Below are 22264 nucleotides of genomic sequence, written 5' to 3'. Positions count from 1 at the left end.
GAATTCAGTTTTGGCGATGCCGCCAGGGCCGAACGAATCAACGGAGACAAATCCAGATGAGCCGCTACGAAGAGTTCTACCGCCAGTCCGTCGATGCGCCCGAGGCCTTCTGGGCCGAGCAGGCGAAGCTGATCGACTGGCAAGCCCCCGCCGAGCAGATCCTCGACGCCAGCCAACCGCCTTTTGCGCGCTGGTTCGTGGGCGGCACCACCAACCTGTGCCACAACGCGGTCGACCGGCACCTGGCCGCGCGCGGCGATCAGCCCGCGCTGATCTTTGTTTCCACCGAAACCGGCGTTGAAAAGAGCTACAGCTTCAGCGAACTGCACGCCGAGGTGCAGCGCACCGCCGCCAGCCTGATGGAGCTGGGCGTGGGGAAGGGCGACCGCGTGCTCATCTACATGCCGATGATTCCCGAGGCCGCCTTCGCGATGCTGGCCTGCGCACGCATCGGCGCGATCCACTGCGTGGTGTTCGGCGGATTCGCGAGCGGCTCGCTGGCCACGCGCATCGAGGACGCCGAGCCCAAGGTGGTGGTGAGCGCCGACGCCGGCTCGCGCGGCGGCAAGGTCATTGCGTACAAGCCGCTGCTCGACGAGGCGATCCGGCTGTCGAAGTACAAGCCGGCCGCGGTGCTGCTCACCGACCGCGGCCTCGCACCCATGGAGCTGACGGCCGGCCGCGACCACCTGGCGGCCGAATTGCGGCAGAAGCACCTCGACGCCCAGGTGCCCTGCACCTGGCTGGCCGCCACCGACATCAGCTACACCATCTACACCAGCGGCACCACCGGCAAGCCCAAGGGCGTGCAGCGCGACGTCGGCGGCTACGCCGTGGCGCTGGCCGCGAGCATGAAGCACATCTTCGACGGCCGCGCCGGCGAAACCTATTTCTCGACCAGCGACATCGGCTGGGTGGTGGGCCACAGCTACATCGTCTACGGTCCGCTGATCGCCGGCATGGCCACCCTCATGTACGAGGGCTTGCCCACGCAAGGCATCGACCGGCAGCCGGACGGCGGCATCTGGTGGCGCCTGGTCGAGAAGTACAAGGTGACGGTGATGTTCAGCGCGCCCACGGCGGTGCGCGTGCTCAAGAAGCAGGACCCGGCGCTGCTGAAGAAATACGACCTGTCGAGCCTGCGGGCGCTGTTCCTGGCGGGCGAGCCGCTCGACGAGCCCACCGCGCGCTGGATCAGCGAGGGCCTGGGCGTGCCGATCATCGACAACTACTGGCAGACCGAATCGGGCTGGCCGATGATCACCATTGCCAACGGCGTCGAGGCCAAGCCCAGCAAATTCGGCAGCCCCGGCGTTCCGATGTACGGCTACCGCATCAAGATATTGCACGAATCGACCGGCGAGGAACTGACCGCCCCCAATGAAAAGGGCGTGGTCGTGGTCGAAGGCCCGACCCCGCCCGGCTTCATGCAGACCGTGTGGAAGGACGACGCGCGCTTCGTCAGCACCTACTGGAAGAGCGTGCCCGGCAAGATGGTCTATTCGACCTTCGACTGGGGCATTCGCGACGAGGACGGCTATTTCTACATCCTCGGGCGTACCGACGACGTGATCAACGTGGCCGGCCACCGACTGGGCACCCGCGAGATCGAGGAGAGCATCTCGGGCCACGCCAACGTGGCCGAGGTCGCGGTGGTGGGCGTGGCCGATGCGCTCAAGGGCCAGGTGGCGATGGCTTTCGTGGTGCCGAAGGACGGCATCGCCGTGACCGATGCCGACGCGGCGCTGAGGCTCGAAGGCGAGATCATGAAGGTGGTGGCCGACCAGCTCGGCGCGCTGGCGCGGCCTGCCCGGGTGCGCTTCGTCTCGGGCCTGCCCAAGACCCGCAGCGGCAAGCTGCTGCGGCGCGCCATCCAGGCCGTGTGCGAGCAGCGCGATCCGGGCGACCTGACCACCATCGACGACCCCGCCACGCTGCAGCAGATCAGGCAGCTGGTTTCTTCGGCCTGAGTGAGCAAACCGGGCCTTGCGAAGCCGCGCCGCGCCGTCATATGTTTGACGTGGCACAATGCGAAGGTACTCAGGCCCTTCCCCAGCCACAGTCGCATCCGCCAACCGGTTCAGCCGTGTCGCGGAAGGTTTCTTAACCAGCTAGTGCTTCCTTCAGGGAAGCGAAGGTCAGCGGATCATGAGCGATTCCTCCAAGCCCACGGCGTATGCCGCGTACCAGGGCAACACGTACCTCTTCGGTGGCAATGCGCCCTATGTCGAAGAGATGTACGAAAACTACCTCTCCAATCCCGGCAGCGTGCCTGACAACTGGCGTTCGTATTTCGACGCCCTGCAGAACGTGCCCGCAGCCGATGGCTCCAACACCAGGGACGTCCCGCACCAGCCGGTGATCAACGCCTTTGCCGAACGCGCGAAGCAAGGCACCACCAAGGTCGTGCAGGCCAGCGGCGCGGATTCCGAGCTCGGCCGCAAGCGCACCGCTGTCCAGCAGCTGATTGCGGCTTATCGCAACGTCGGCGCCCGCTGGGCCGACCTGGACCCCCTCAAGCGCGCCGAGCGCCCGGCCATTCCGGAACTCGAGCCCTCGTTCTACGGCTTCACCGATGCCGACCTCGAGACGGTGTTCAACACCAGCAACACCTTCTTCGGCAAGGAGACCATGTCGCTGCGCGACCTGCTCAATGCCTTGCGCGAAACGTACTGCGGCACCATCGGCGCCGAGTACATGTACACCACCGACCAGAACCACAAGCGCTGGTGGCAGCAGAAGCTCGAAAGCGCCCGCACCAACCCGCAGCTCAATGCGGAGCAGAAGAAGCACGTGCTCAACCGCCTGACCGCGGCCGAAGGCCTCGAGCGCTTCCTGCACACCAAGTACGTCGGCCAGAAGCGCTTCTCGCTCGAAGGCGGCGAAAGCTTCATCGTCTCGATGGACGAGCTGATCAACCAGGCCGGCATCAAGGGCGTGCAGGAAATCGTGATCGGCATGGCCCACCGCGGCCGCCTCAACGTGCTGGTCAATTCGCTCGGCAAGATGCCGGCCGACCTGTTCGCCGAGTTCGACCACACCGCGCCTGAAGACCTGCCGAGCGGCGACGTCAAATACCACCAGGGCTTCAGCTCGGACGTGACCACGCCCGGCGGCCCGGTGCACCTGAGCCTGGCATTCAACCCCTCGCACCTCGAGATCGTGAACCCCGTGGTCGAAGGCTCGGTGCGCGCCCGCATGGACCGCCGCGCCGACCCGCAGGGCAAGCAGGTGCTGCCCGTGCTGGTGCACGGCGACGCCGCCTTCGCGGGCCAGGGCGTCGTGATGGAAACGCTGGCGCTGGCCGAAACCCGTGGCTACTTCACGGGCGGCACGGTGCACATCGTCATCAACAACCAGATCGGCTTCACCACCAGCGACCCGCGCGACAGCCGCTCGACGCTGTACTGCTCGGACATCGTCAAGATGATCGAAGCACCGGTGCTGCACGTGAACGGCGACGATCCCGAAGCCGTGGTGCTCGCCACCCAGCTCGCCCTCGAATTCCGCATGGAGTTCCAGAAGGACGTAGTGGTCGACATCATCTGCTTCCGCAAGCTGGGCCACAACGAGCAGGACACCCCCTCGCTCACGCAGCCGCTCATGTACAAGAAGATCGCCCAGCACCCCGGCACGCGCAAGCTGTACGCCGACAAGCTGGCGACGCAGGGCCTGGGCGCCACGCTCGGCGACGACATGGTCAAGGCCCAGCGCGCCGCCTTCGACGAAGGCCGCAACACGGTCGACCCGGTGCTCACGAACTTCAAGAGCAAGTACGCCGTCGACTGGAATCCCTACCTCAACAAGAAGTGGACCGACGCCGGCGACACCGCCATTCCGTCCAGCGAGTGGAAGCGCCTGGCCGAGAAGATCACCACGGTGCCGGCCGGCTTCACGGTGCACCCGCTCGTGAAGAAGGTGCTGGACGACCGCGCCGCCATGGGCCGCGGCGACGTCAACGTCGACTGGGGCATGGGCGAGCACATGGCCTTTGCCTCGCTGGTGGCCAGCGGCTACCCGGTGCGCCTGTCGGGCGAAGACTCGGGCCGCGGCACGTTCACGCACCGCCACGCCGTGCTGCACGACCAGAACCGCGAGAAGTTCGACGAAGGCACCTACACGCCGCTGCAGAACGTGGCCGAGAACCAGGCACCGTTCGTCGTCATCGACTCGATCCTGTCGGAAGAAGCGGTGCTCGCGTTCGAATACGGCTACGCTTCGAACGACCCGAACACGCTCGTGATCTGGGAAGCCCAGTTCGGCGACTTCGTGAACGGCGCGCAGGTGGTGATCGACCAGTTCATCGCCTCGGGCGAAGTGAAATGGGGCCGCGTCAACGGCCTCACGATGATGCTGCCGCACGGCTATGAAGGCCAGGGCCCCGAGCACAGCTCGGCCCGCCTGGAGCGCTTCATGCAGCTGAGCGCCGACACCAACATGCAGGTGGTGCAGCCCACCACGGCCAGCCAGATCTTCCACGTGCTGCGCCGCCAGATGGTGCGCAACCTGCGCAAGCCTTTGATCATCATGACGCCGAAGTCGCTGCTGCGTAACAAGGACGCGACCTCGCCGCTGTCCGAGTTCACCAAGGGCGGCTTCCAGACGGTCATCCCCGACAGCAAGGGCCTGAAGGCCGAGAAGGTCAAGCGCCTGATTGCCTGCTCGGGCAAGGTCTACTACGACCTGGCCAAGAAGCGCGAAGAACAGGGCACCGACGACGTGGCGATCATCCGCGTCGAGCAGCTCTATCCGTTCCCGCACAAGGCCTTCGCGGCCGAGATCAAGAAGTACCCGAACCTCGCCGACGTGGTGTGGTGCCAGGACGAGCCGCAGAACCAGGGCGCCTGGTTCTTCGTGCAGCACTACATCCACGAGAACATGCAGGAAGGCCAGAAGCTCGGCTACTCCGGCCGTGCCGCTTCCGCATCGCCTGCAGTCGGCTACTCGCACCTGCACCAGGAACAGCAGAAGGCGCTGGTCGATGGCGCATTTGGCAAGCTCAAGGGCTTCGTGCTGACCAAGTAATTCCAAGCCTCTTTTTCACACGAACACCTGAAGAACAAAACGGAGCTCACTCCAAATGTCTATCGTAGAAGTCAAAGTCCCCCAGCTTTCCGAATCCGTGGCCGAAGCCACCATGCTCACCTGGAAGAAGAAGGCCGGCGAAGCCGTCGCCGTCGATGAAATCCTGATCGAGATCGAGACCGACAAGGTCGTGCTCGAGGTGCCCGCGCCCTCGGCTGGCGTGCTGGCCGAGATCGTGCAGCCCGATGGCGCCACCGTGGTGGCCGACCAGCTGATCGCGAAGATCGACACCGAAGGCAAGGCAAGCGCTGCAGCGCCTGCAGCAGCGGCACCCGCCGCCGCACCGGCCCCGGCAGCTGCGCCCGCAGCGGCTGCGGCCGCCACCGGCGGTTCGAAGTCCGACGTTGCCATGCCCGCCGCCGCCAAGCTGCTGGCCGACAACAACCTGAAGACCAGCGACGTGGCCGGCAGCGGCAAGGACGGCCGCGTCACCAAGGGCGACGTGCTCGGCGCCGTGGCCTCGGGTGCCAAGCCCGCGCCCGCCGTGGCCGCACCGGCTGCCAAGCCGGCGTTGCCGCAAGTCGCCGCGCCCGCGGGCGCGCCCGACCTGGGCGAGCGCCCCGAGCAGCGCGTGCCGATGAGCCGCCTGCGCGCCCGCATCGCCGAGCGCCTGATCCAGTCGCAATCGACCAACGCCATCCTGACGACCTTCAATGAAGTCAACATGGCGCCCGTCATGGAGCTGCGCAAGCGCTTCCAGGACAGCTTCACCAAGGAACACGGCGTGAAGCTCGGCTTCATGAGCTTCTTCGTGAAGGCCGCGGTGCATGCGCTCAAGAAGTACCCGGTGATCAACGCCTCGGTCGACGGCAACGACATCCTGTACCACGGCTACTTCGACATCGGCATTGCCGTCGGTTCGCCGCGCGGCCTGGTGGTGCCGATCCTGCGCAACGCCGACCAGATGAGCTTTGCCGACATCGAGAAGAAGATCGCCGAATACGGCAAGAAGGCACAGGACGGCAAGCTCGGCATCGAAGAGATGACCGGCGGCACCTTCTCCATCTCGAACGGCGGCACCTTCGGCTCGATGCTCTCGACGCCGATCATCAACCCGCCCCAGTCGGCCATCCTCGGCGTGCACGCCACCAAGGACCGCGCCGTGGTCGAGAACGGCCAGATCGTCATCCGCCCGATGAACTACCTGGCCATGAGCTACGACCACCGCATCATCGACGGCCGCGAAGCCGTGCTGGGCCTGGTCGCCATGAAGGAAGCGCTCGAAGATCCGTCGCGCCTCCTGTTCGACATCTGAGGAGAAAGAATCAGATGGCCAACAAACAATTCGACGTCATCGTCATCGGCGGCGGCCCCGGCGGCTACATCGCCGCGATCCGCGCGGCGCAGCTGGGCTTCAACGTGGCCTGCATCGACGAGTGGAAGAACGGCAAGGGCGGTCCCGCACCGGGCGGCACCTGCACCAATGTCGGCTGCATTCCCTCGAAGGCGCTGCTGCAATCGTCGGAGCACTTCGACCAGGCCGGCCACCACTTCGCCGACCATGGCATCAAGGTCGAAGGCCTTGGGCTGGACCTCGACAAGATGCTGGCCCGCAAGGACCAGGTCGTGAAGCAGAACAACGACGGCATCCTGTACCTGTTCAAGAAGAACAAGATCACCTTCTTCCATGGCCGCGGCTCGTTCGTGAAGGCGGGCGAAGCCGGCTACGAGATCAAGGTGGCGGGCGCCGCCGAAGAGGCGATCGAGGGCAAGCACATCATCGTGGCCACGGGCTCCAACGCCCGCGCGCTGCCGGGTGCGCCGTTCGACGAGGAGAACATCCTCTCGAACGACGGCGCGCTGCGCATCGGCGCGGTGCCCAAGAAGCTGGGCCTGATCGGCTCGGGCGTCATCGGGCTTGAAATGGGTTCTGTGTGGCGCCGCCTCGGCGCCGAAGTCACGGTGCTCGAAGCACTGCCGACCTTCCTCGGCGCGGTCGACGAGCAGATCGCCAAGGAAGCCAAGAAGGCCTTCGACAAGCAGAAGCTCAAGATCGAACTCGGCGTCAAGGTCGGCGAGATCAAGTCGTCCAAGAAGGGCGTGAGCGTGGCCTGGACCAATGCCAAGGGCGAAGCCCAGACGCTGGAGGTCGACAAGCTGATCGTCTCGATCGGCCGCGTGCCCAACACCATCGGCCTGAACGCCGAAGCCGTGGGCCTGAAGCTCGACGAGCGCGGCGCCATTGCCGTGGACGACGACTGCAAGACCAGCTTGCCCAACGTCTGGGCCATCGGCGACGTGGTGCGCGGCCCGATGCTCGCGCACAAGGCCGAGGAAGAGGGCGTTGCCGTGGCGGAGCGCATTGCGGGCCAGCACGGCCACGTCAACTTCAACACCGTGCCGTGGGTGATCTACACCAACCCCGAGATCGCATGGGTCGGCCAGACCGAGCAGCAGCTCAAGGCCGCGGGCCGCGCCTACAAGGCCGGCACCTTCCCGTTCCTCGCGAACGGCCGCGCACGCGCGCTGGGCGACACGACCGGCATGGTCAAGTTCCTGGCCGACGCGGCCACGGACGAGATCCTGGGCGTGCACATCGTGGGCCCGCAGGCCAGCGAGTTGATCTCCGAAGCCGTGGTGGCGATGGAGTTCAAGGCCAGCGCCGAAGACATCGCGCGCATCTGCCATGCGCACCCGTCGCTGTCGGAAGCCACGAAGGAAGCGGCACTTGCCGTGGACAAGCGCACGCTGAACTTCTGATCCTTTGACCAGCGTCAAACAGGCCTATGAGGCGGAACTCGCTGTGCGCGGGTTCCAGAGCGATCCCGCGCAACTGCGCGCCGTGGAAGCGCTGGATCGCTGCGCTCGGGAGTGGGGCGAGTACAAGGCCCAGCGCTCCAACGCGCTGAAGAAGTTCATCAACCGGCCCGAGCTGCCGCGCGGCGTCTACATGTATGGTGGCGTCGGGCGCGGCAAGAGCTTCCTGATGGACCTGTTCTTCAACGCGGTGCCGCTGCGGCGCAAGACCCGGCTGCACTTCCACGAGTTCATGCGCGAGGTGCACCGCGAACTGCGCGAGCTGCAGGGCACGGTCAACCCGCTCGACGAGCTCGGGCTGCGCATCTCCAAGCGCTACAAGCTGATCTGCTTCGACGAGTTCCACGTGGCGGACATCACCGACGCGATGATCCTTCACCGCCTCCTGGTGGCGCTGTTCGAGAACGGCGTGGGCTTTGTCACCACCTCCAATTTTAGGCCCGACGACCTTTACCCCGGCGGGCTGCACCGCGACCGCATCCTGCCCGCGATCGCGCTGCTCAACCAGAAGCTCGAGGTGCTGAGCGTGGACAACGGCACCGACTACCGGCGCCGCACGCTCGAGCAGCTGCGCATGTACCTGACGCCCAACGATGCCTCGGCCGAAAAGGAGATGCGCAAGGCCTTCGACAGGTTGGCCGAAACGGCCGACGAGAACCCGGTCCTGCACATCGAGCAGCGCGAGATCCGCGCCAGGCGTAAGGCCGGCGGTGTTGTGTGGTTCGACTTCAAGACGCTGTGCGGCGGACCGCGCTCGCAGAACGACTACCTCGAGATCGCGAGCCAGTTCCACACCGTGCTGCTGTCCGACGTGCCGCACATGCCGGTGCGCATGGCCTCCGAAGCACGCCGTTTCACCTGGCTGGTCGACGTCTTGTACGACCGGCGCGTCAAGCTCATCATGTCGGCCGAGGTACCGCCGGAGGCGTTGTACACCGAGGGGCCGCTCGCGCACGAATTCCCGCGGACGGTTTCCAGGCTCACCGAAATGCAATCGAGCGAGTTCCTCTCCCTGGAACGCCGCATCGTGGACACTCGACTGACATGAAAAAAATTGTTCTCGCCATGCTGATGGCCTTGGGCAGCCTGCCGCTCTGGGCACAGTCCAACGCGGCCGCGGGCAATGCGAACTTCGAAGCGGAGCGCAGCCGGCTGGCCGCCGAGCGCGCGGCCATCGACGCGCGCTTCGAGAAGGAGCGCGCCGCCTGCTACCAGAAGTTCGCGGTCGAGGACTGCCTGCGCGACAGCCGCAAGCGCCGCCGCGTCGAGACCGACCACATCAAGCGCCAGGAAACGGCCATCAACGACATCGAGCGCCAGCGCCGTGGTGCGGCCGAACTCGAGAAGCTCGACCAGAAGGCGGCCACGCGGCGCCCGCAGGACACGCCCGAGAAGCAGGAAGAAGCTAAAAAAGCCCAGCAGGACCGCGAGCAGCGCGCGGCCGACCATGCGGCGAGCCGCGCCGCGACGGCGGCCGAGGCCGACGAGCGCCGGCGCCAGCTCGAGGCCAAGCAGAAGGCCCACGCCGACGAGCAAGCCAAGGCCGCCCAGCGGCGCGCCGAGGCGCCGGCGGCGGTCGAACGCTTCGAGAGCAAGCAGCAAAAGGCGGCCGAGCACCGGGCCAGCCGCGAGCGGCAGAACGCCGAGCGCACCAAGCCGCGCGGGGCGCCCTTGCCCCCGCCGCCGGCATCCCCGGCTTCGGCGCCCAGCCGCTGAGCCCACCTCGCCGGGCGAGCGCCAGTGGCAGCGCTCAGTCTTGAGGAAGCGCTTCGAGCTTCAGCACCACGATCGAAATGTTGTCGCCCGTGCCGCGCGCCCGGCGGCGCGCTTCTCCCACCAGGATTTCCACCGCTTCGCGCGGCGGCTCCGCGTACAGCACGCTGGCCAGCTCCTCGGGGCTGAAGTAGTGCCAGAGCCCGTCGCTGCAGGCCATCAGCAGGTCGCCCGGCTGCATCGCGGGAATGTAGTGCGGCTCGATGGGCGGGGGCGTCGTGGTCATGCCCAGGCATCCGAGGAGGATGTTGCCCTTGGGGTGGACATTGGCCTCGGCCTCGGTGATTTCGCCGCGGTCGATGAGCACCTGGACATAGGAATGGTCGCGCGTGCGCGTGACGAGCTCGCCGTTCTGGAAGTGGTAGATGCGCGAGTCGCCGGCATGGATCCAGGCGCAGTCGCCCTTGGGGTTCATCAGAAAGGCCGCCAGCGTGCTGTGCGGTTCCTGCTCGCTCGACAGGGCCGTGAGCTTGATGACCGTGTGCGCATCCTCCAGCAGCTGGCGCAGCACGGCCGCGGAGCTGTCGCGGTCGGGGTGGTAGCGCGTGAACAGCTGGCGCGCGGTCATCAGCACCTGGTCGGAGGCCTTGCGCCCGCCGCTGCGCCCGCCCATGCCGTCGGCAATGATGCCCAGCATGCAGCCGGGCACGCGCGGATGGCTCATCATCAGGACCTGGTCCTGCTGATAGGGGCGGTCTCCCTTGTGGAGACCGGTGGCGGCGGCAAGCCGAAAGCCTTGTGTCATGAGCGCAAATGCGCCTGCGGCGCGCCTTCTGTCTTCTCGTGGATTCGTACCAGGACGTATTATCGAGTGAACACGAGCTGCGGGCGGAATACGTTCGCAGCGCCAACGTTGGACTCCAATCTTCACTCCCTTTCCCGCCAATTGATCGAGCTGCGCATCGAACACGCCGACCTCGACGCCACCATCGACCGCCTGGCCGAAGCTTCGCCGCAGGACGAGCTGCTGCTGCGCCGCCTGAAGAAGCGCCGGCTTGCGCTGCGCGACCAGATCACGCGGCTCGAGAACGTGCTCGATCCGAAAGAACCCGCGTGAGCGAAACACTCGAGGACAAGGTGCGCGACGCCTTCGCGCAGGGCGGCGTCCTGTCGCGTGCGGCAGAACAGTTCCGCGAGCGCTCGGGGCAGACCGAAATGGCGCTGGCCGTCGCCCGCACCATCGAGGACGGCGGCGTGCTGGTGGTCGAGGCCGGCACCGGCGTGGGCAAGACTTTCTCGTATCTCGTGCCGGCGTTGCTGAGCGGCGAGCGCGTGCTGCTGTCGACCGCCACCAAGACCCTGCAGGACCAGTTGTTCGGCCGCGACCTGCCGCGTCTGGTCGAGGCGCTCGAGCTGCCGGTGCGCACGGCGCTGCTCAAGGGGCGCGCGAGCTACCTGTGCCTGCACCGGCTCGACCTGGCGCGCCACGATGCCTCGCTGCCCGAACGCGGCAGCCTGCGCACGCTCGCCAAGATCGAGCAGTGGTCCAAGGCCACGCGAACCGGCGACCTGGCCGAGCTGCCCGGGCTGGACGAGCGCTCGCCGCTCATTCCGCTCATCACTTCCACGCGCGAGAACTGCCTGGGCGCGCAGTGCCCGCAGTTCAAGCCCTGCCACGTCAACCTGGCGCGGCGCGAGGCGCTGGCGGCCGATGTGGTGGTCATCAACCATCACCTGTTCTTCGCCGATCTTGCAGTGCGCGAGACCGGCATGGCGGAATTGCTGCCGACCGTGAGCGTGGTGGTGTTCGACGAGGCCCACCAGCTCAACGAAACCGGCGTGCAGTTCCTGGGCGCGCAGCTCGGCAGCGGGCAGGCCCTGGACTTTGCGCGCGACCTGCTCGGAGCCGGCTTGCAGCATGCGCGCGGGCTGGTCGACTGGCAGCAGCTGGTGGCGGCCGTCGAACGCGCCGCGCGCGAGCTGCGCCTTGCGGTCGGCAAGCAGTGGCCCGGCACCAAGCTGCGCTGGGTGGGCCCGTCGCCGGAAGGCATCGACGCGCAGGCCTGGCAGGACGCGCTCGAAGCCCTGCAGCACGCCTTTGAAATGGCTGCCGAAGGGCTCGATACCGTCAGCGAGATATCGCCCGATTTCGTGCGCCTGTATGAGCGGGCGCAGCAGCTCGCCAAGCGCGCGGCACGCTTTGCGCTGCCCTGCGAAACCGACTCGGTGCGCTGGGTCGACGTGGGCACGCAGCTGCGGCTGGTCGAATCGCCGCTCGACATTGCCGAGGCCATGCGCACGCGCGTGCTCAAGATCGGCAGCGGCGCGGCCCCCGACGACGGCGATGAACACGAAGCCCGCGCGGCGCCCGAAGACAGCGGACGCGCCTGGGTCTTCACCTCCGCCACGCTGGGCGACGAACCCACGCTGCGCTGGTTCACCGAGCCGTGCGGCCTGGGCGACGCCGAGGTGCTGCGGGTACAGAGCCCCTTCGACTATGCCGCGCAGGCCGGGCTCTATGTGCCGCGTGCCTTTCCCAAGCCCAACGACGCCGCCCACAGCGCACGCGTGGCGCAGCTGGCCGCACGCGGCGCCGCCGAGCTCGGCGGACGGACCCTGGTGCTGACGACCACGCTGCGCGCGCTGCGCGCCATCGGCGACGAAATGAAGCAGCAGTTCGAACGGCTCGAGGCCGACGTGCGGCCCGAGGTGCTGGTGCAGGGCGAGCTGCCCAAGCGCGTGCTCATGGACCGCTTTCGCGAAGGCGCGGAGGGCGGGCGCGCCGGCTGCGTGCTGGTGGCATCGGCATCGTTCTGGGAAGGCTTTGATGCGCCCGGCGATGCATTGCAGCTGGTGGTGATCGACAAGCTGCCGTTCCCTCCGCCCAATGATCCGCTGGTCGAGGCGCGCTCGCAGCGCCTCGAAGCCCAGGGCCGCAGCTCGTTCAGCGACTATTCGCTGCCCGAGGCGGCCGTGGCGCTCAAGCAGGGAGCGGGGCGGCTGATCCGCCGCGAAACCGACTGCGGCGTGCTTGCCATTTGCGACACCCGCCTGGTCGCCATGGGCTATGGCCGGCGGCTCCTGGCCGCGCTGCCGCCGATGCGCAGGCTGGAAAGCGAAGCGGACTTCGAGGCGGCGATCGGCGAACTCAGGAACTCGCTCTCGGCCTGAAGGGCGCAGACGAAGAAAAAGCCCCGAAGGGCTTTTTGTCGTTCCAGCGGATTACCAGACCTTCCACCACGGATCGTCCTTGCCCTTGAAGCCGCGCGCGAGGTACTCGCTGTGCGGATAGTTGGTGGTCAGCACGCGCTGGGCGTCGTCGCGCAGGTCCTTCATGCCGAGCGCATCGTAGGAGCGCACGATGATGTACAGGGCTTCTTCGAGCGCGGGCACTTCGCGGTAGTCGGACAGCGCGAGCTGCGCGCGGTTGATGGCCGCCAGGTAGGCGCCGCGCGAGTAGTAGTAGCGCGCCACGTGCACTTCGTACTGCGCGAGCGAGTTCACGATGTAGTTCATGCGCTGGCGCGCGTCGGGCGCGTAGCGCGACTCGGGGAAGCGCGTTGCCAGTTCCTTGAACGACTCGAACGATTCCTTGGCGGCCTTCTGGTCGCGCTCGGACAGGTCCTGGCGCGTGAGGAACGCGAACATGCCGAGGTCGTCGTTGAAGTTGATCACGCCCTTGAGGTAGAGCGCGTAGTCGATCGCCGGGCTGGCCGGATGCAGCTTCAGGAAGCGGTCGATGGTGGCAATGGCATTGGCCTTCTCGCCGGACTTGTACTGGGCGTAGGCCTTCTCGAGCTGGGCCTGCTGCGCGAGCGGCGTGCCGGCGGCGCGGCCTTCGAGCTTCTCGTAGAGCGGCACGGCCTTGTCGTAGGCGCCGGAGCCCACTTCGTCCTTGGCCTCGGCGTAGATGCGGTTGGGGCTCCAGTTGGCGGTCTTGTCGACGGAGGTGGAGGAGCAGCCGGCTGCAAGCAGCGCTGCCGCGCTGAGGGCGATCCAGGAGGGGACCGATAATTTGGCGCGAAACATCACATACGGCTTTCGTGAAACAGTTGCCCTCAATTATATCGACCGACCCCCTGGACATGGTCCCCGACGCCGCCGAGTCCGACGAGGGCGCCGACCCGGTCGAATCCAGCGAACTGCGGCCCTTCACCGTGGGCCCGACCGAGCATGGCCAGCGGCTGGACCGCGCGCTGGCCGCCCTGGTGCCGGAATTTTCTCGCAACTATCTGCAACAGCTGATCGAAGCCGGCGCCGTGGAGCTGCTGGGGCGCACCCTGCTGAAGGCTTCCGCCACCGTGCGCGCAGGGCAGACCGGCCATATCGAGCTGCGGCCGACGCCCCAGAGCCAGGCCTTCCGGCCCGAGCCGATGGACATCGTCACGGTGCACGAGGACGAGCACCTGCGCATCATCGACAAGCCGGCCGGCCTGGTGGTGCATCCGGCGCCGGGCCACTGGAGCGGCACGCTGCTGAACGGCCTGCTCGCGCTCGACCCCAAGGCCGCGCTGCTGCCGCGCGCGGGCATCGTGCACCGGCTCGACCGAGACACCAGCGGGCTCATGGTCGTGGCGCGCACCCGGGCCGCGATGGATGCCATGGTGGCGCTGATCGCCGCGCGCGAAGTCAAGCGGCAATACCTCGCGCTCGGACACAAGCCCTGGACCGGCGCGGCAGGCCGGCAGGTCGACGCGCCCATCGGCCGCGATCCGCGCAACCGTTTGCGCATGGCCGTGGTCGACCTCGAGCGCCATGCCGGCAAGACGGCACGCACGCTCATCGAGCGCCTGGACAGCAACGCGCAGGCTTGTGCCGTGCGGTGCACGCTCGAAACGGGCCGCACGCACCAGATCCGCGTGCACATGGCGTCGATCGGGCATCCGCTCGTTGGCGATGCGCTCTACGGCGGAGCGCCGGCCGCGGGGCTGGGGCGGCAGGCGCTGCACGCCTTCAGGCTCGCTTTCGTGCATCCCGTCACGCAAGCCGCGCTGGAACTGCGTTCACTTCCGCCGGCCGACCTGGTTCAGGCGTTCCAGGCCCTGGGGCTGGATTACAATCGCGCCTGACGGCCCGAGGGCCGCGCCGGCCACCCCGATGCCGGCCTTGCGTTGCACTCGCCGCGTGCCGGCAGCGCCTTCTTTCATCCTTCTGAACAAGCGTCCCCGAGACGCCTTTTCCCGGATAACGCAAACCATGAATACGGCGGATGCCAAGCGCATTCTCGAAACCGCCTTGATCTGTTCGAGCCAGCCGCTGCCAGTGCGCGACATGCGCGTGCTGTTCGACGACGAGCTGGGCGTGGACACCATCAAGGTGCTGTTGCTCGAACTGCAGGAAGACTGGGCGCAGCGCGGCCTGGAACTGGTGAACGTTGCCAGCGGCTGGCGCTTCCAGAGCCGGCCCGAGATGCGCGACCACCTCGACCGCCTGCATCCCGAGAAGCCGCCGCGCTACACCCGCGCCGCCCTCGAGACCCTGGCCATCATTGCCTATCGCCAGCCGGTCACGCGCGGCGACATGGAAGACATCCGCGGCGTCACCATCAATTCCCTCATCCTCAAGCAGCTCGAGGACCGCGGCTGGGTCGAGGTGATCGGCCACCGCGAAACCGTCGGCCGGCCGGCGCTGTACGCCACCACGCGGCAGTTCCTCGACGACCTCGGCTTGGCATCGCTCGACCAGCTGCCGCTGATCGAAACGCCGGCCCAGCAGGCGGCGCTGGTCGACGCGCTCGACCAGGCATCGGGCGATCAGCCCGGGCTGCCGATGGACGTGCCGACCGAATCCGACGCCGATGCCTCGGCCATGCCGGAAGCAGACTCGGAAACGGGCGCGCCCGCCGAGCTGGCCGCCGCCGAGGCTCCAGAAGCCGTCGAAGCCGCCGCTGCGCAATTCGCCGAGGACGCGGCGGCTCCCGACGAGGAGCCCGCCGACATTCCGGCCCCCACGGAAGCCGAGCCATCCGTCGAGCTCGAAACCGAACCCCCGTCGCCCGACGAGACCGATCCCCACGCTGTTCCCCCCGGAAAAACCTCATGAGCTCCTCCGACATCGACGACGCGGCAATCGTGCCGGCCCAGCCCGAATCCAAGAAAAAGAAGGCGAAAGCGGCCGTGTCCGGCCCGTCTGCCGAAGCTGAAGCCGAAGCGGGCGTGCCCGCGGCGGCCGCGGCCGAGGGCGAGGCGCCGACGAAGCCGCGCGCCCCACGCCGCAAGAAGGTGGTGGAGCCGGCGGCCGGGGAGGGCGAGCCCGCAGCAGCACCTGCCGCACCCGCCGCGGCAACTGAAGCTTCCGAACCCGCGGCCCAGGTGGCCGATGCAGCGCCCGCCGCCGCACCAGTCGCCGACGAACCCGCCGCCGCCGCTGCGCCAGCCACATCCGTCGAACGCGCCGAAGAGAATGCGCGCGCTTCCTCCTACGACGATGAAGAAGAGGATGAAGAGGAAGAAGAGCCCGACGAGGAAGAGGACGATCTCGACCGCGCACGCCGCGCCGCCGAGCGCGAGCAGCGCAACGCACCGCCGCCCGAGCCGATCCGCTTCGCGGACGTCATCTCGGGCCAGTTCGATGCCGACGAAGAGAGCCCCGAAGTCCCGCCCCTCAAGCGCGTGCTGCTGCCCGAGGCCGACTCGCCCAAGCTGCACAAGGTGCTGGCGCAGGCGGGCCTGGGCTCGCGGCTCGAAATGGAAGCGCTCATTCTGCAGGGCCGCATCTCGGTGAACAACGAGCCGGCCCACATCGGCCAGCGCATCCAGTATGGCGACCAGGTCAAGATCAACGGCAAGCCGATCCGCTACCGCATCGCGCCGCCGCCGCCGCGCGTGATCGCCTACCACAAGCCGGTGGGCGAGGTCGTGACGCACGACGATCCGCAGAACCGGCCCACGGTGTTCCGCAAGCTGCCGCGCCTGCAGCAGGGCAAGTGGCAATCGGTCGGCCGGCTCGACCTGAACACCGAGGGCCTGCTGCTGTTCAGCAGCTCCGGCGACCTTGCCAACCAGCTGATGCATCCGCGCTTCGGCCTGGAGCGCGAATACGCCGTGCGCGTGCTCGGCGCGCTCAATGCCGAGGAAAAGAAGAAGCTGCTCGAAGGCGTTCGCCTCGACGACGGCATGGCCCAGTTCGGCACCATCGAGGAGGGCGGCGGCGAGGGCTCCAACCACTGGTACCGCGTCACCATCTCCGAAGGCCGCAACCGCGAAGTGCGGCGCCTGTTCGAATCGGTGGGCCATGCGGTCAGCCGGCTGATCCGCATCCGCTACGGCGCCATGGTGCTGCCGCGCGGCTTGAAGCGCGGCGCCTGGATGGAACTCGACGAGCGCGACATCAACGCGCTGTTCCAGGCCTCGGGCGGCGGCGCACCGCGTCCGCCGCAGCAGCAGCAGCGCGGGCCGGGCCAGGAAGGTGCCGGCGGCGGTCGCAACGGACGCAACAAGAAGCGGCGCGGCAATCGCAACGCCGGCGGCGGACAGCAGCAGCCGCGCGACATGCGCGACGACGGCCGCGAGGCGCCCATTCCCAATCCGCTCGGCGACGGCCGCCCGCCGCGCGGCGAGCGCGGCGGGCGTGGCAACCGCGGCGGTGGCGGTGGCGGCGGCAACGCCGGCATGCCGCCGCAGGGGCGCCGCGGCAACAGCAACAACAACCGCGGCAACCGCCAGGGCGAGGAGCGTCCGCCGAGCGGCGCGAACCAGCCCGATCCGATGAAGACCTCGCTCGGCTACATCGGCGCCGACAGTTTCTCGCGCCAGCGCAAGGAGCAGCGGCAGGGTCCGGGACGCCGCGGCGGCGGTCCGGGTGGCGGCGGTGGCTTCGGTGGCCAGGGCGGCCCCGGCGGAAACCGGCGCCGCGGGCGCTGAAAGCCAGCTCTCCAGCGCAGCCTTTCGCGGGGTTTTCACCAATCCCGGGGGCTGCGCCGGTTAAAATCAGAGGCTTTGTCGACTTACGATGCAACATATTCGTTGCAGTTGTGACAAATCACTTCAAAATCAAAGCTCAGGAAGCACTTCAATGGCTATCGAACGTACCCTTTCCATCATCAAGCCCGACGCCGTCGCCAAGAACGTCATCGGCAAGATCGTTTCCCGCTTCGAAGCTGCCGGCCTCAAGATCGTTGCCGCCAAGCTCGTGCATCTGTCGCGCAACGAAGCCGAGCAGTTCTACTCGGTCCACAAGGAACGTCCGTTCTTCAAGGACCTGGTCGATTTCATGATCTCCGGCCCGGTGTTCGTGCAAGTGCTCGAAGGCGAGAACGCCATCGCCAAGAACCGCGACCTGATGGGCGCCACGGACCCCAAGAAGGCGGCCCCGGGCACCATCCGCGCCGACTTCGCCGACAGCATCGATGCCAACGCCGTGCACGGTTCGGACGCTCCCGAAACCGCCGCCAACGAAGTGGCGTTCTTCTTCGCCGGCCTCAACGTCTACGCGCGCTGAAGCCGCACGCCAGCTGATTTCATGACCACGGCCAACCTGCTCGAATTCGATCTCGAGGGGCTGGCTGCGTTCTGCGAAAAGCTCGGCGAGAAGCGATTCCGCGCCACGCAGCTGTTCCGCTGGATCCACCAGCGTGGCGCCAGCGACTTCGCCCAGATGACCGATCTGGCCAAGTCGCTGCGCGAGAAGCTCGCCACCACCGCTCGCGTCGAGGCCCTGCCGGTCATCACGCAGCACGAATCCAAGGACGGCACGATCAAGTGGCTGTTCGACGTCGGCGACGGCAATGCCGTCGAAGCCGTATTCATTCCCGAAGACGACCGCGGCACGCTGTGCGTGTCGTCCCAGGCCGGCTGCGCCGTGGGTTGCCGCTTCTGCTCCACGGGGCACCAGGGCTTCAGCCGCAACCTGAGCACGGGCGAGATCGTCGCCCAGCTCTGGTTTGCCGAACACTTCCTGCGCAAGCACCTGAAACGCGACGAGCGGGTCATCTCCAACGTGGTGATGATGGGCATGGGCGAGCCGCTGCAGAACTACACCGCGCTGGTGCCGGCGCTGCGCACCATGCTCGACGACAACGCCTACGGCCTGTCGCGCCGCCGCGTGACGGTGTCGACCTCCGGCGTGGTGCCGATGATCGACCGCCTGGGCGCCGACTGCCCGGTGGCCATGGCCGTGTCGCTGCATGCGCCCAACGATGCGCTGCGCGACGACCTCGTGCCGCTCAACCGCAAGTACCCGATTGCCGAGCTGCTCGAGGCCTGCAAGCGCTACCTGGTGCATGCGCCGCGCGACTTCATCACCTTCGAGTACTGCATGCTCGATGGCGTCAACGACCAGCCCGAGCATGCGCGGCAGCTGGTTGAACTCGTTCGCACCCATGGCGTGTCGTGCAAGTTCAACCTGATTCCGTTCAATCCGTTTCCGGCCTCGGGCCTCTTGCGTTCGCCGCAGCCGCGGGTGCTGGCCTTTGCCAAGGCACTGAGCGAGGCCGGCCTCGTGACCACCGTGCGCAAGACGCGCGGCGACGACATCGATGCGGCCTGCGGACAGCTGGCCGGCGACGTCAAGGACCGTACCCGCGCGGCCGAACGCATGGCCCAGCGCCGTGTGGGCGAGCGCACCGTTGTTCTGCATCCGGTTCGCAAGACCGCCCCCCAGGAGCATTGACCTAATGAGGATGGCCTTTCCGATGACGACCGCAAGCGCGCAGCGGCTGGTGGCTGCAGGCTTTGGCGGCGTCGCCGTGGCGTTTCTGCTCGCGGGCTGCGTCAACACGCGAACCACCACCACCAGCCTGGCCGACACCAGTTCGTCGAGCAAGGGCGCGGAGATCGTGACCGAGTCCGACGAAAGCAGCCGGCAGCGCCGCGCGCGCCTGCGCATGGAGCTCGCCTCGGGCTACTTCGAGCAGGGCCAGACCACCGTCGCGCTCGACGAGATCAAGCAGGCGCTGGTCGCCGATCCCAACAACGCGGATGCCTACAACCTGCGCGGCCTGGTCTACATGCGGCTCGAAGACGCGGGCCTGGCGGAAGACAGCTTCCGCCGCGCCATTGCCATCAATCCGCGCGATCCCAATGTGCGGCACAACTACGGCTGGCTGCTGTGCCAGCAGAACCGCTATGGCGATGCCACCCAGCAGTTCACTGAGGCACTGGCGGTGCCGAGCTATACCGACCATGCCAAGACGCTCATGACGCAGGGCGTCTGCCAGCTCAGGGCAGGCCAGCGTGCCGAGGCGGAGCGCAGCCTCATGAAGGCCTACGAGATCGACGCCGGAAACCCGGTGGTCGGATTCAACCTGGCTTCGCTGCTGGCGCAGCGCGAAGAATGGTCGCGTGCGCAGTTCTACATCCGCCGCGTCAACAACAGCCCTTCGGCCAGCGCCGAGACGCTCTGGCTGGGCATCAAGATCGAACGACGGCTCAACAACCGCGAAGCAGTGGCGCAGTTGGGAGGGCAACTGCAACGGCGCTTCCCGCAGTCCCGGGAGGCAATAGCGTACGAGCGCGGGAATTTCAATGACTGAACGGGTTTCGGAGTTCGGCACTTCCGCGGCACTGCCGCTCGAGGAAGGCGACATCACGCACAAGACAGCCGGCGACATGCTCCGCGAAGCGCGCGAGGCGCACGGCCTGCACATCGAAATGGTGGCCGCGGCGCTCAAGGTGCCGCCGCAGAAGCTCATTGCGCTCGAGGCGGACGACATCGCTTCGCTGCCCGACCCGGTCTTTGCGCGGGCCCTGGCCAGCAGTGTCTGCCGCGCCCTGCGCATCGATCCCGCTCCGGTGCTCGCAAAGCTGCCGGGGGCGCAGCGCGCAGCGCTCGCACTGGCCGACCGCACGCTCAAGAGCAACATCGTTTCCGGAACGCCGCGCTGGAATGGCGGGCGCTCCAGCGGGCTGCCGTCGCGCGCGCTGCTCACGGTGGTGGGGCTGCTGCTGGTCGGCGCGGCCGTGTTGTTCTGGCTGCCCCAGTCGGTGTTCGACCAGGTCGGGGCCTCGGTGTCGCGCTGGACATCGCGTGGCGATGGCGACACCGCTCCGGTGGCGGAAGCGCCGGTGGCTGCGCCGGCTCCTGGCGGATCGTCCGTCGTGGTCGAGAGCGCGCCGGTGTCGCCGGTGGCACCCCCAACCTCGGCTGCACCCGCGGCGCTGGGCACGCCCCCCGCGGCAGCCCCGCCGGCGGGCAGCGCGCCCGCTGCGGCGGCGGCTTCGCCTTCTGCTGTTGCTGCGGCACCTGCCGGCAGCCAGCAGCTGGTCTTCGTCGCGCGCGAGGAATGCTGGATCACCGTCACCGAAGCCGGCGGCAAGCAGCTGCTGCGCCGCAGCCTGCAGGCCGGCGAAACGGTGGCATTGTCGGGAACGCTGCCGCTGTCGGTGGTGGTGGGGCGCGCTTCGGCGGTCGATGTGCAGGTGCACGGAAAGCCCTACGATCTGAAGCCTGTCACGCGCGGCGGCGGCGTGGCGCGTTTCGAGGTGAAACCGTGACCGACTGCACTCCCCAACCCATCGAATCGGCGGCGCCCAAGGCGCGCCGTTCGCGCCAGGCCCAGGTGGTCTGGGGGCCACGCACCGTGACGGTGGGCGGCGATGCGCCCGTGCGGGTGCAGTCCATGACCAACACCGACACCGTCGATGCCGTCGGCACGGCCATCCAGGTGAAGGAGCTTGCCATTGCCGGTTCGGAGATGGTGCGCATCACCGTCAACACGCCGGAGGCGGCGGCCCAGGTGCCGTACATCCGCGAACAGCTCGACCGCATGGGCATCGACGTGCCGCTGATCGGCGACTTCCACTACAACGGCCACCGCCTGCTCACCGACTATCCGGCCTGCGCCGAGGCGCTGAGCAAGTACCGCATCAATCCAGGCAACGTGGGCAAGGGCGACAAGCGCGACCGCCAGTTCGGCCAGATGATCGATGCAGCCATGCGCTGGAACAAGCCGGTGCGCATCGGTGTCAACTGGGGCAGCCTCGACCAGGAACTGCTGGCCAGCCTGATGGACACCAACAGCCAGCGCGCCGAGCCCTGGGACGCGAAGCAGGTGATGTACGAGGCGCTCATCACCTCGGCCATCGAATCCGCCAAGCTCGCCGAATCGATGGGCATGGCCGGCAACCAGGTCATCCTGTCGTGCAAGGTGAGCGGCGTGCAGGACCTGATCTCGGTCTACCGCGAACTCGCCAGGCGCTGCGACTACCCGCTGCACCTGGGGCTCACCGAAGCCGGCATGGGCACCAAGGGCACGGTGGCGTCGGCCACGGCGCTTTCCATCCTGCTGCAGGAGGGCATCGGCGACACCATCCGCGTGTCGCTCACGCCGCAGCCGGGCGAGTCGCGCACGCAGGAAGTGCTGATCGCCAACGAGATCCTGCAGGCGCTGGGCCTGCGCGTTTTCGTGCCGAGCGTCACCGCCTGCCCGGGCTGCGGCCGCACCACCAGCACCACCTTCCAGGAGCTGGCCAAGCAGATCGACGACTACCTGCGCCTGCAGATGCCGGTCTGGCGCAAGAAGTACCCGGGCGTCGAGACGCTGAAGGTGGCCGTGATGGGCTGCATCGTCAACGGCCCCGGCGAGAGCAAGCACGCCGACATCGGCATCAGCCTGCCCGGCACCGGCGAGGCGCCCGCCGCCCCGGTCTTCATCGACGGCGAAAAGGCGCTCACGCTGCGCGGCGACAATATCGCCAACGAGTTTCACCAGCTCGTCGAAAACTACATTCAAAAGCGCTTCGGTCAGCAACTGGCTGCCGACGTCGCCTGA

The 22264-nt window shown here is 67.5% G+C and carries 18 protein-coding genes; 16 read left to right on the top strand and 2 right to left on the bottom strand.

Annotated elements, in window-relative coordinates:
- Positions 1-2: 2 nt before the first annotated feature.
- The 6 genes from AC1DSC_RS06565 to AC1DSC_RS06540 all read left to right on the top strand — a co-directional run bounded on the left by AC1DSC_RS06565 (position 3) and on the right by AC1DSC_RS06540 (position 9558).
- Positions 3-1970, top strand: a complete 1968-nt coding sequence (locus AC1DSC_RS06565) for a propionate--CoA ligase (protein ID WP_478131797.1) — start codon at positions 3-5, stop codon at positions 1968-1970.
- Between the two features lie 178 nt (positions 1971-2148).
- Positions 2149-5025 (top strand): 2-oxoglutarate dehydrogenase E1 component, encoded by a 2877-nt coding sequence (locus tag AC1DSC_RS06560; protein WP_307591746.1) that lies wholly within the window; start codon positions 2149-2151, stop codon positions 5023-5025.
- A gap of 55 nt (positions 5026-5080) precedes the next feature.
- Positions 5081-6340: a 2-oxoglutarate dehydrogenase complex dihydrolipoyllysine-residue succinyltransferase gene (gene odhB / locus AC1DSC_RS06555; protein WP_027730836.1), complete on the top strand. Its 1260-nt coding sequence runs from the start codon at positions 5081-5083 to the stop codon at positions 6338-6340.
- 14 nt (positions 6341-6354) lie between these two features.
- Positions 6355-7785 carry a dihydrolipoyl dehydrogenase gene (gene lpdA / locus AC1DSC_RS06550; protein ID WP_018902795.1) on the top strand — a complete coding sequence of 477 codons (1431 nt, stop codon included), beginning with the start codon at positions 6355-6357 and terminating at the stop codon, positions 7783-7785.
- Between the two features lie 4 nt (positions 7786-7789).
- Positions 7790-8890: a cell division protein ZapE gene (gene zapE, locus AC1DSC_RS06545; protein ID WP_012747293.1), complete on the top strand. Its 1101-nt coding sequence runs from the start codon at positions 7790-7792 to the stop codon at positions 8888-8890.
- Positions 8887-9558: a hypothetical protein gene (locus AC1DSC_RS06540; RefSeq protein WP_012747294.1), complete on the top strand. Its 672-nt coding sequence runs from the start codon at positions 8887-8889 to the stop codon at positions 9556-9558. Before zapE ends, AC1DSC_RS06540 begins: the two co-directional genes overlap by 4 nt.
- Positions 9559-9592: 34 nt before the next feature.
- Here AC1DSC_RS06540 and AC1DSC_RS06535 read toward each other — a convergent pair whose 3' ends face one another.
- Positions 9593-10360: a PP2C family protein-serine/threonine phosphatase gene (locus AC1DSC_RS06535; RefSeq protein WP_012747295.1), complete on the bottom strand. Its 768-nt coding sequence runs from the start codon at positions 10358-10360 to the stop codon at positions 9593-9595.
- A 108-nt stretch (positions 10361-10468) separates the two neighbouring features.
- Between AC1DSC_RS06535 and AC1DSC_RS06530 the strand changes: the two genes are divergently transcribed.
- Both AC1DSC_RS06530 and AC1DSC_RS06525 read left to right on the top strand, forming a co-directional pair.
- Positions 10469-10672 (top strand): YdcH family protein, encoded by a 204-nt coding sequence (locus tag AC1DSC_RS06530; protein ID WP_012747296.1) that lies wholly within the window; start codon positions 10469-10471, stop codon positions 10670-10672.
- Positions 10669-12726 (top strand): DNA repair helicase YoaA, encoded by a 2058-nt coding sequence (locus tag AC1DSC_RS06525; protein WP_018902792.1) that lies wholly within the window; start codon positions 10669-10671, stop codon positions 12724-12726. The genes AC1DSC_RS06530 and AC1DSC_RS06525 overlap by 4 nt, the downstream gene beginning before the upstream one ends.
- Before the next feature lie 51 nt (positions 12727-12777).
- On the opposite strand, the gene AC1DSC_RS06520 is transcribed toward AC1DSC_RS06525, so the two are convergent.
- Positions 12778-13584 (bottom strand): outer membrane protein assembly factor BamD, encoded by an 807-nt coding sequence (locus AC1DSC_RS06520; protein WP_012747298.1) that lies wholly within the window; start codon positions 13582-13584, stop codon positions 12778-12780.
- A 56-nt stretch (positions 13585-13640) separates the two neighbouring features.
- Here AC1DSC_RS06520 and AC1DSC_RS06515 point away from each other — a divergent pair, with 56 nt between their 5' ends.
- The 8 genes from AC1DSC_RS06515 (at position 13641) to ispG (ending at position 22264) form a co-directional block, all read left to right on the top strand.
- A complete protein-coding gene (locus AC1DSC_RS06515; RefSeq protein ID WP_369664421.1) occupies positions 13641-14624 on the top strand; it encodes an RluA family pseudouridine synthase in 984 nt (327 codons plus the stop codon).
- 127 nt (positions 14625-14751) lie between these two features.
- Positions 14752-15597 (top strand): SMC-Scp complex subunit ScpB, encoded by an 846-nt coding sequence (scpB, locus tag AC1DSC_RS06510; protein ID WP_278880861.1) that lies wholly within the window; start codon positions 14752-14754, stop codon positions 15595-15597.
- Positions 15594-17417, top strand: a complete 1824-nt coding sequence (locus AC1DSC_RS06505) for a pseudouridine synthase (protein ID WP_369664422.1) — start codon at positions 15594-15596, stop codon at positions 17415-17417. Before scpB ends, AC1DSC_RS06505 begins: the two co-directional genes overlap by 4 nt.
- Positions 17418-17568: 151 nt before the next feature.
- Positions 17569-17994: a nucleoside-diphosphate kinase gene (gene ndk / locus AC1DSC_RS06500; protein WP_012747302.1), complete on the top strand. Its 426-nt coding sequence runs from the start codon at positions 17569-17571 to the stop codon at positions 17992-17994.
- Between the two features lie 21 nt (positions 17995-18015).
- A complete protein-coding gene (gene rlmN / locus AC1DSC_RS06495) occupies positions 18016-19164 on the top strand; it encodes a dual-specificity RNA methyltransferase RlmN (RefSeq protein ID WP_012747303.1) in 1149 nt (382 codons plus the stop codon).
- Between the two features lie 4 nt (positions 19165-19168).
- Positions 19169-20026, top strand: coding sequence for a type IV pilus biogenesis/stability protein PilW (gene pilW / locus AC1DSC_RS06490; RefSeq protein ID WP_018902788.1), 858 nt, complete (start codon positions 19169-19171; stop codon positions 20024-20026).
- Entirely contained in the window at positions 20019-20987 is a 969-nt protein-coding gene (locus tag AC1DSC_RS06485; protein ID WP_012747305.1) for a helix-turn-helix domain-containing protein, read from the top strand. Before pilW ends, AC1DSC_RS06485 begins: the two co-directional genes overlap by 8 nt.
- Positions 20984-22264, top strand: a complete 1281-nt coding sequence (gene ispG, locus AC1DSC_RS06480) for a flavodoxin-dependent (E)-4-hydroxy-3-methylbut-2-enyl-diphosphate synthase (RefSeq protein WP_012747306.1) — start codon at positions 20984-20986, stop codon at positions 22262-22264. The genes AC1DSC_RS06485 and ispG overlap by 4 nt, the downstream gene beginning before the upstream one ends.

It is taken from the genome of Variovorax sp. 01N425 (genome assembly GCF_056399465.1).
The sequence above is the reverse complement of the archived record's forward strand: the minus strand, read 5'-3'. Positions and strand labels throughout refer to the sequence as shown.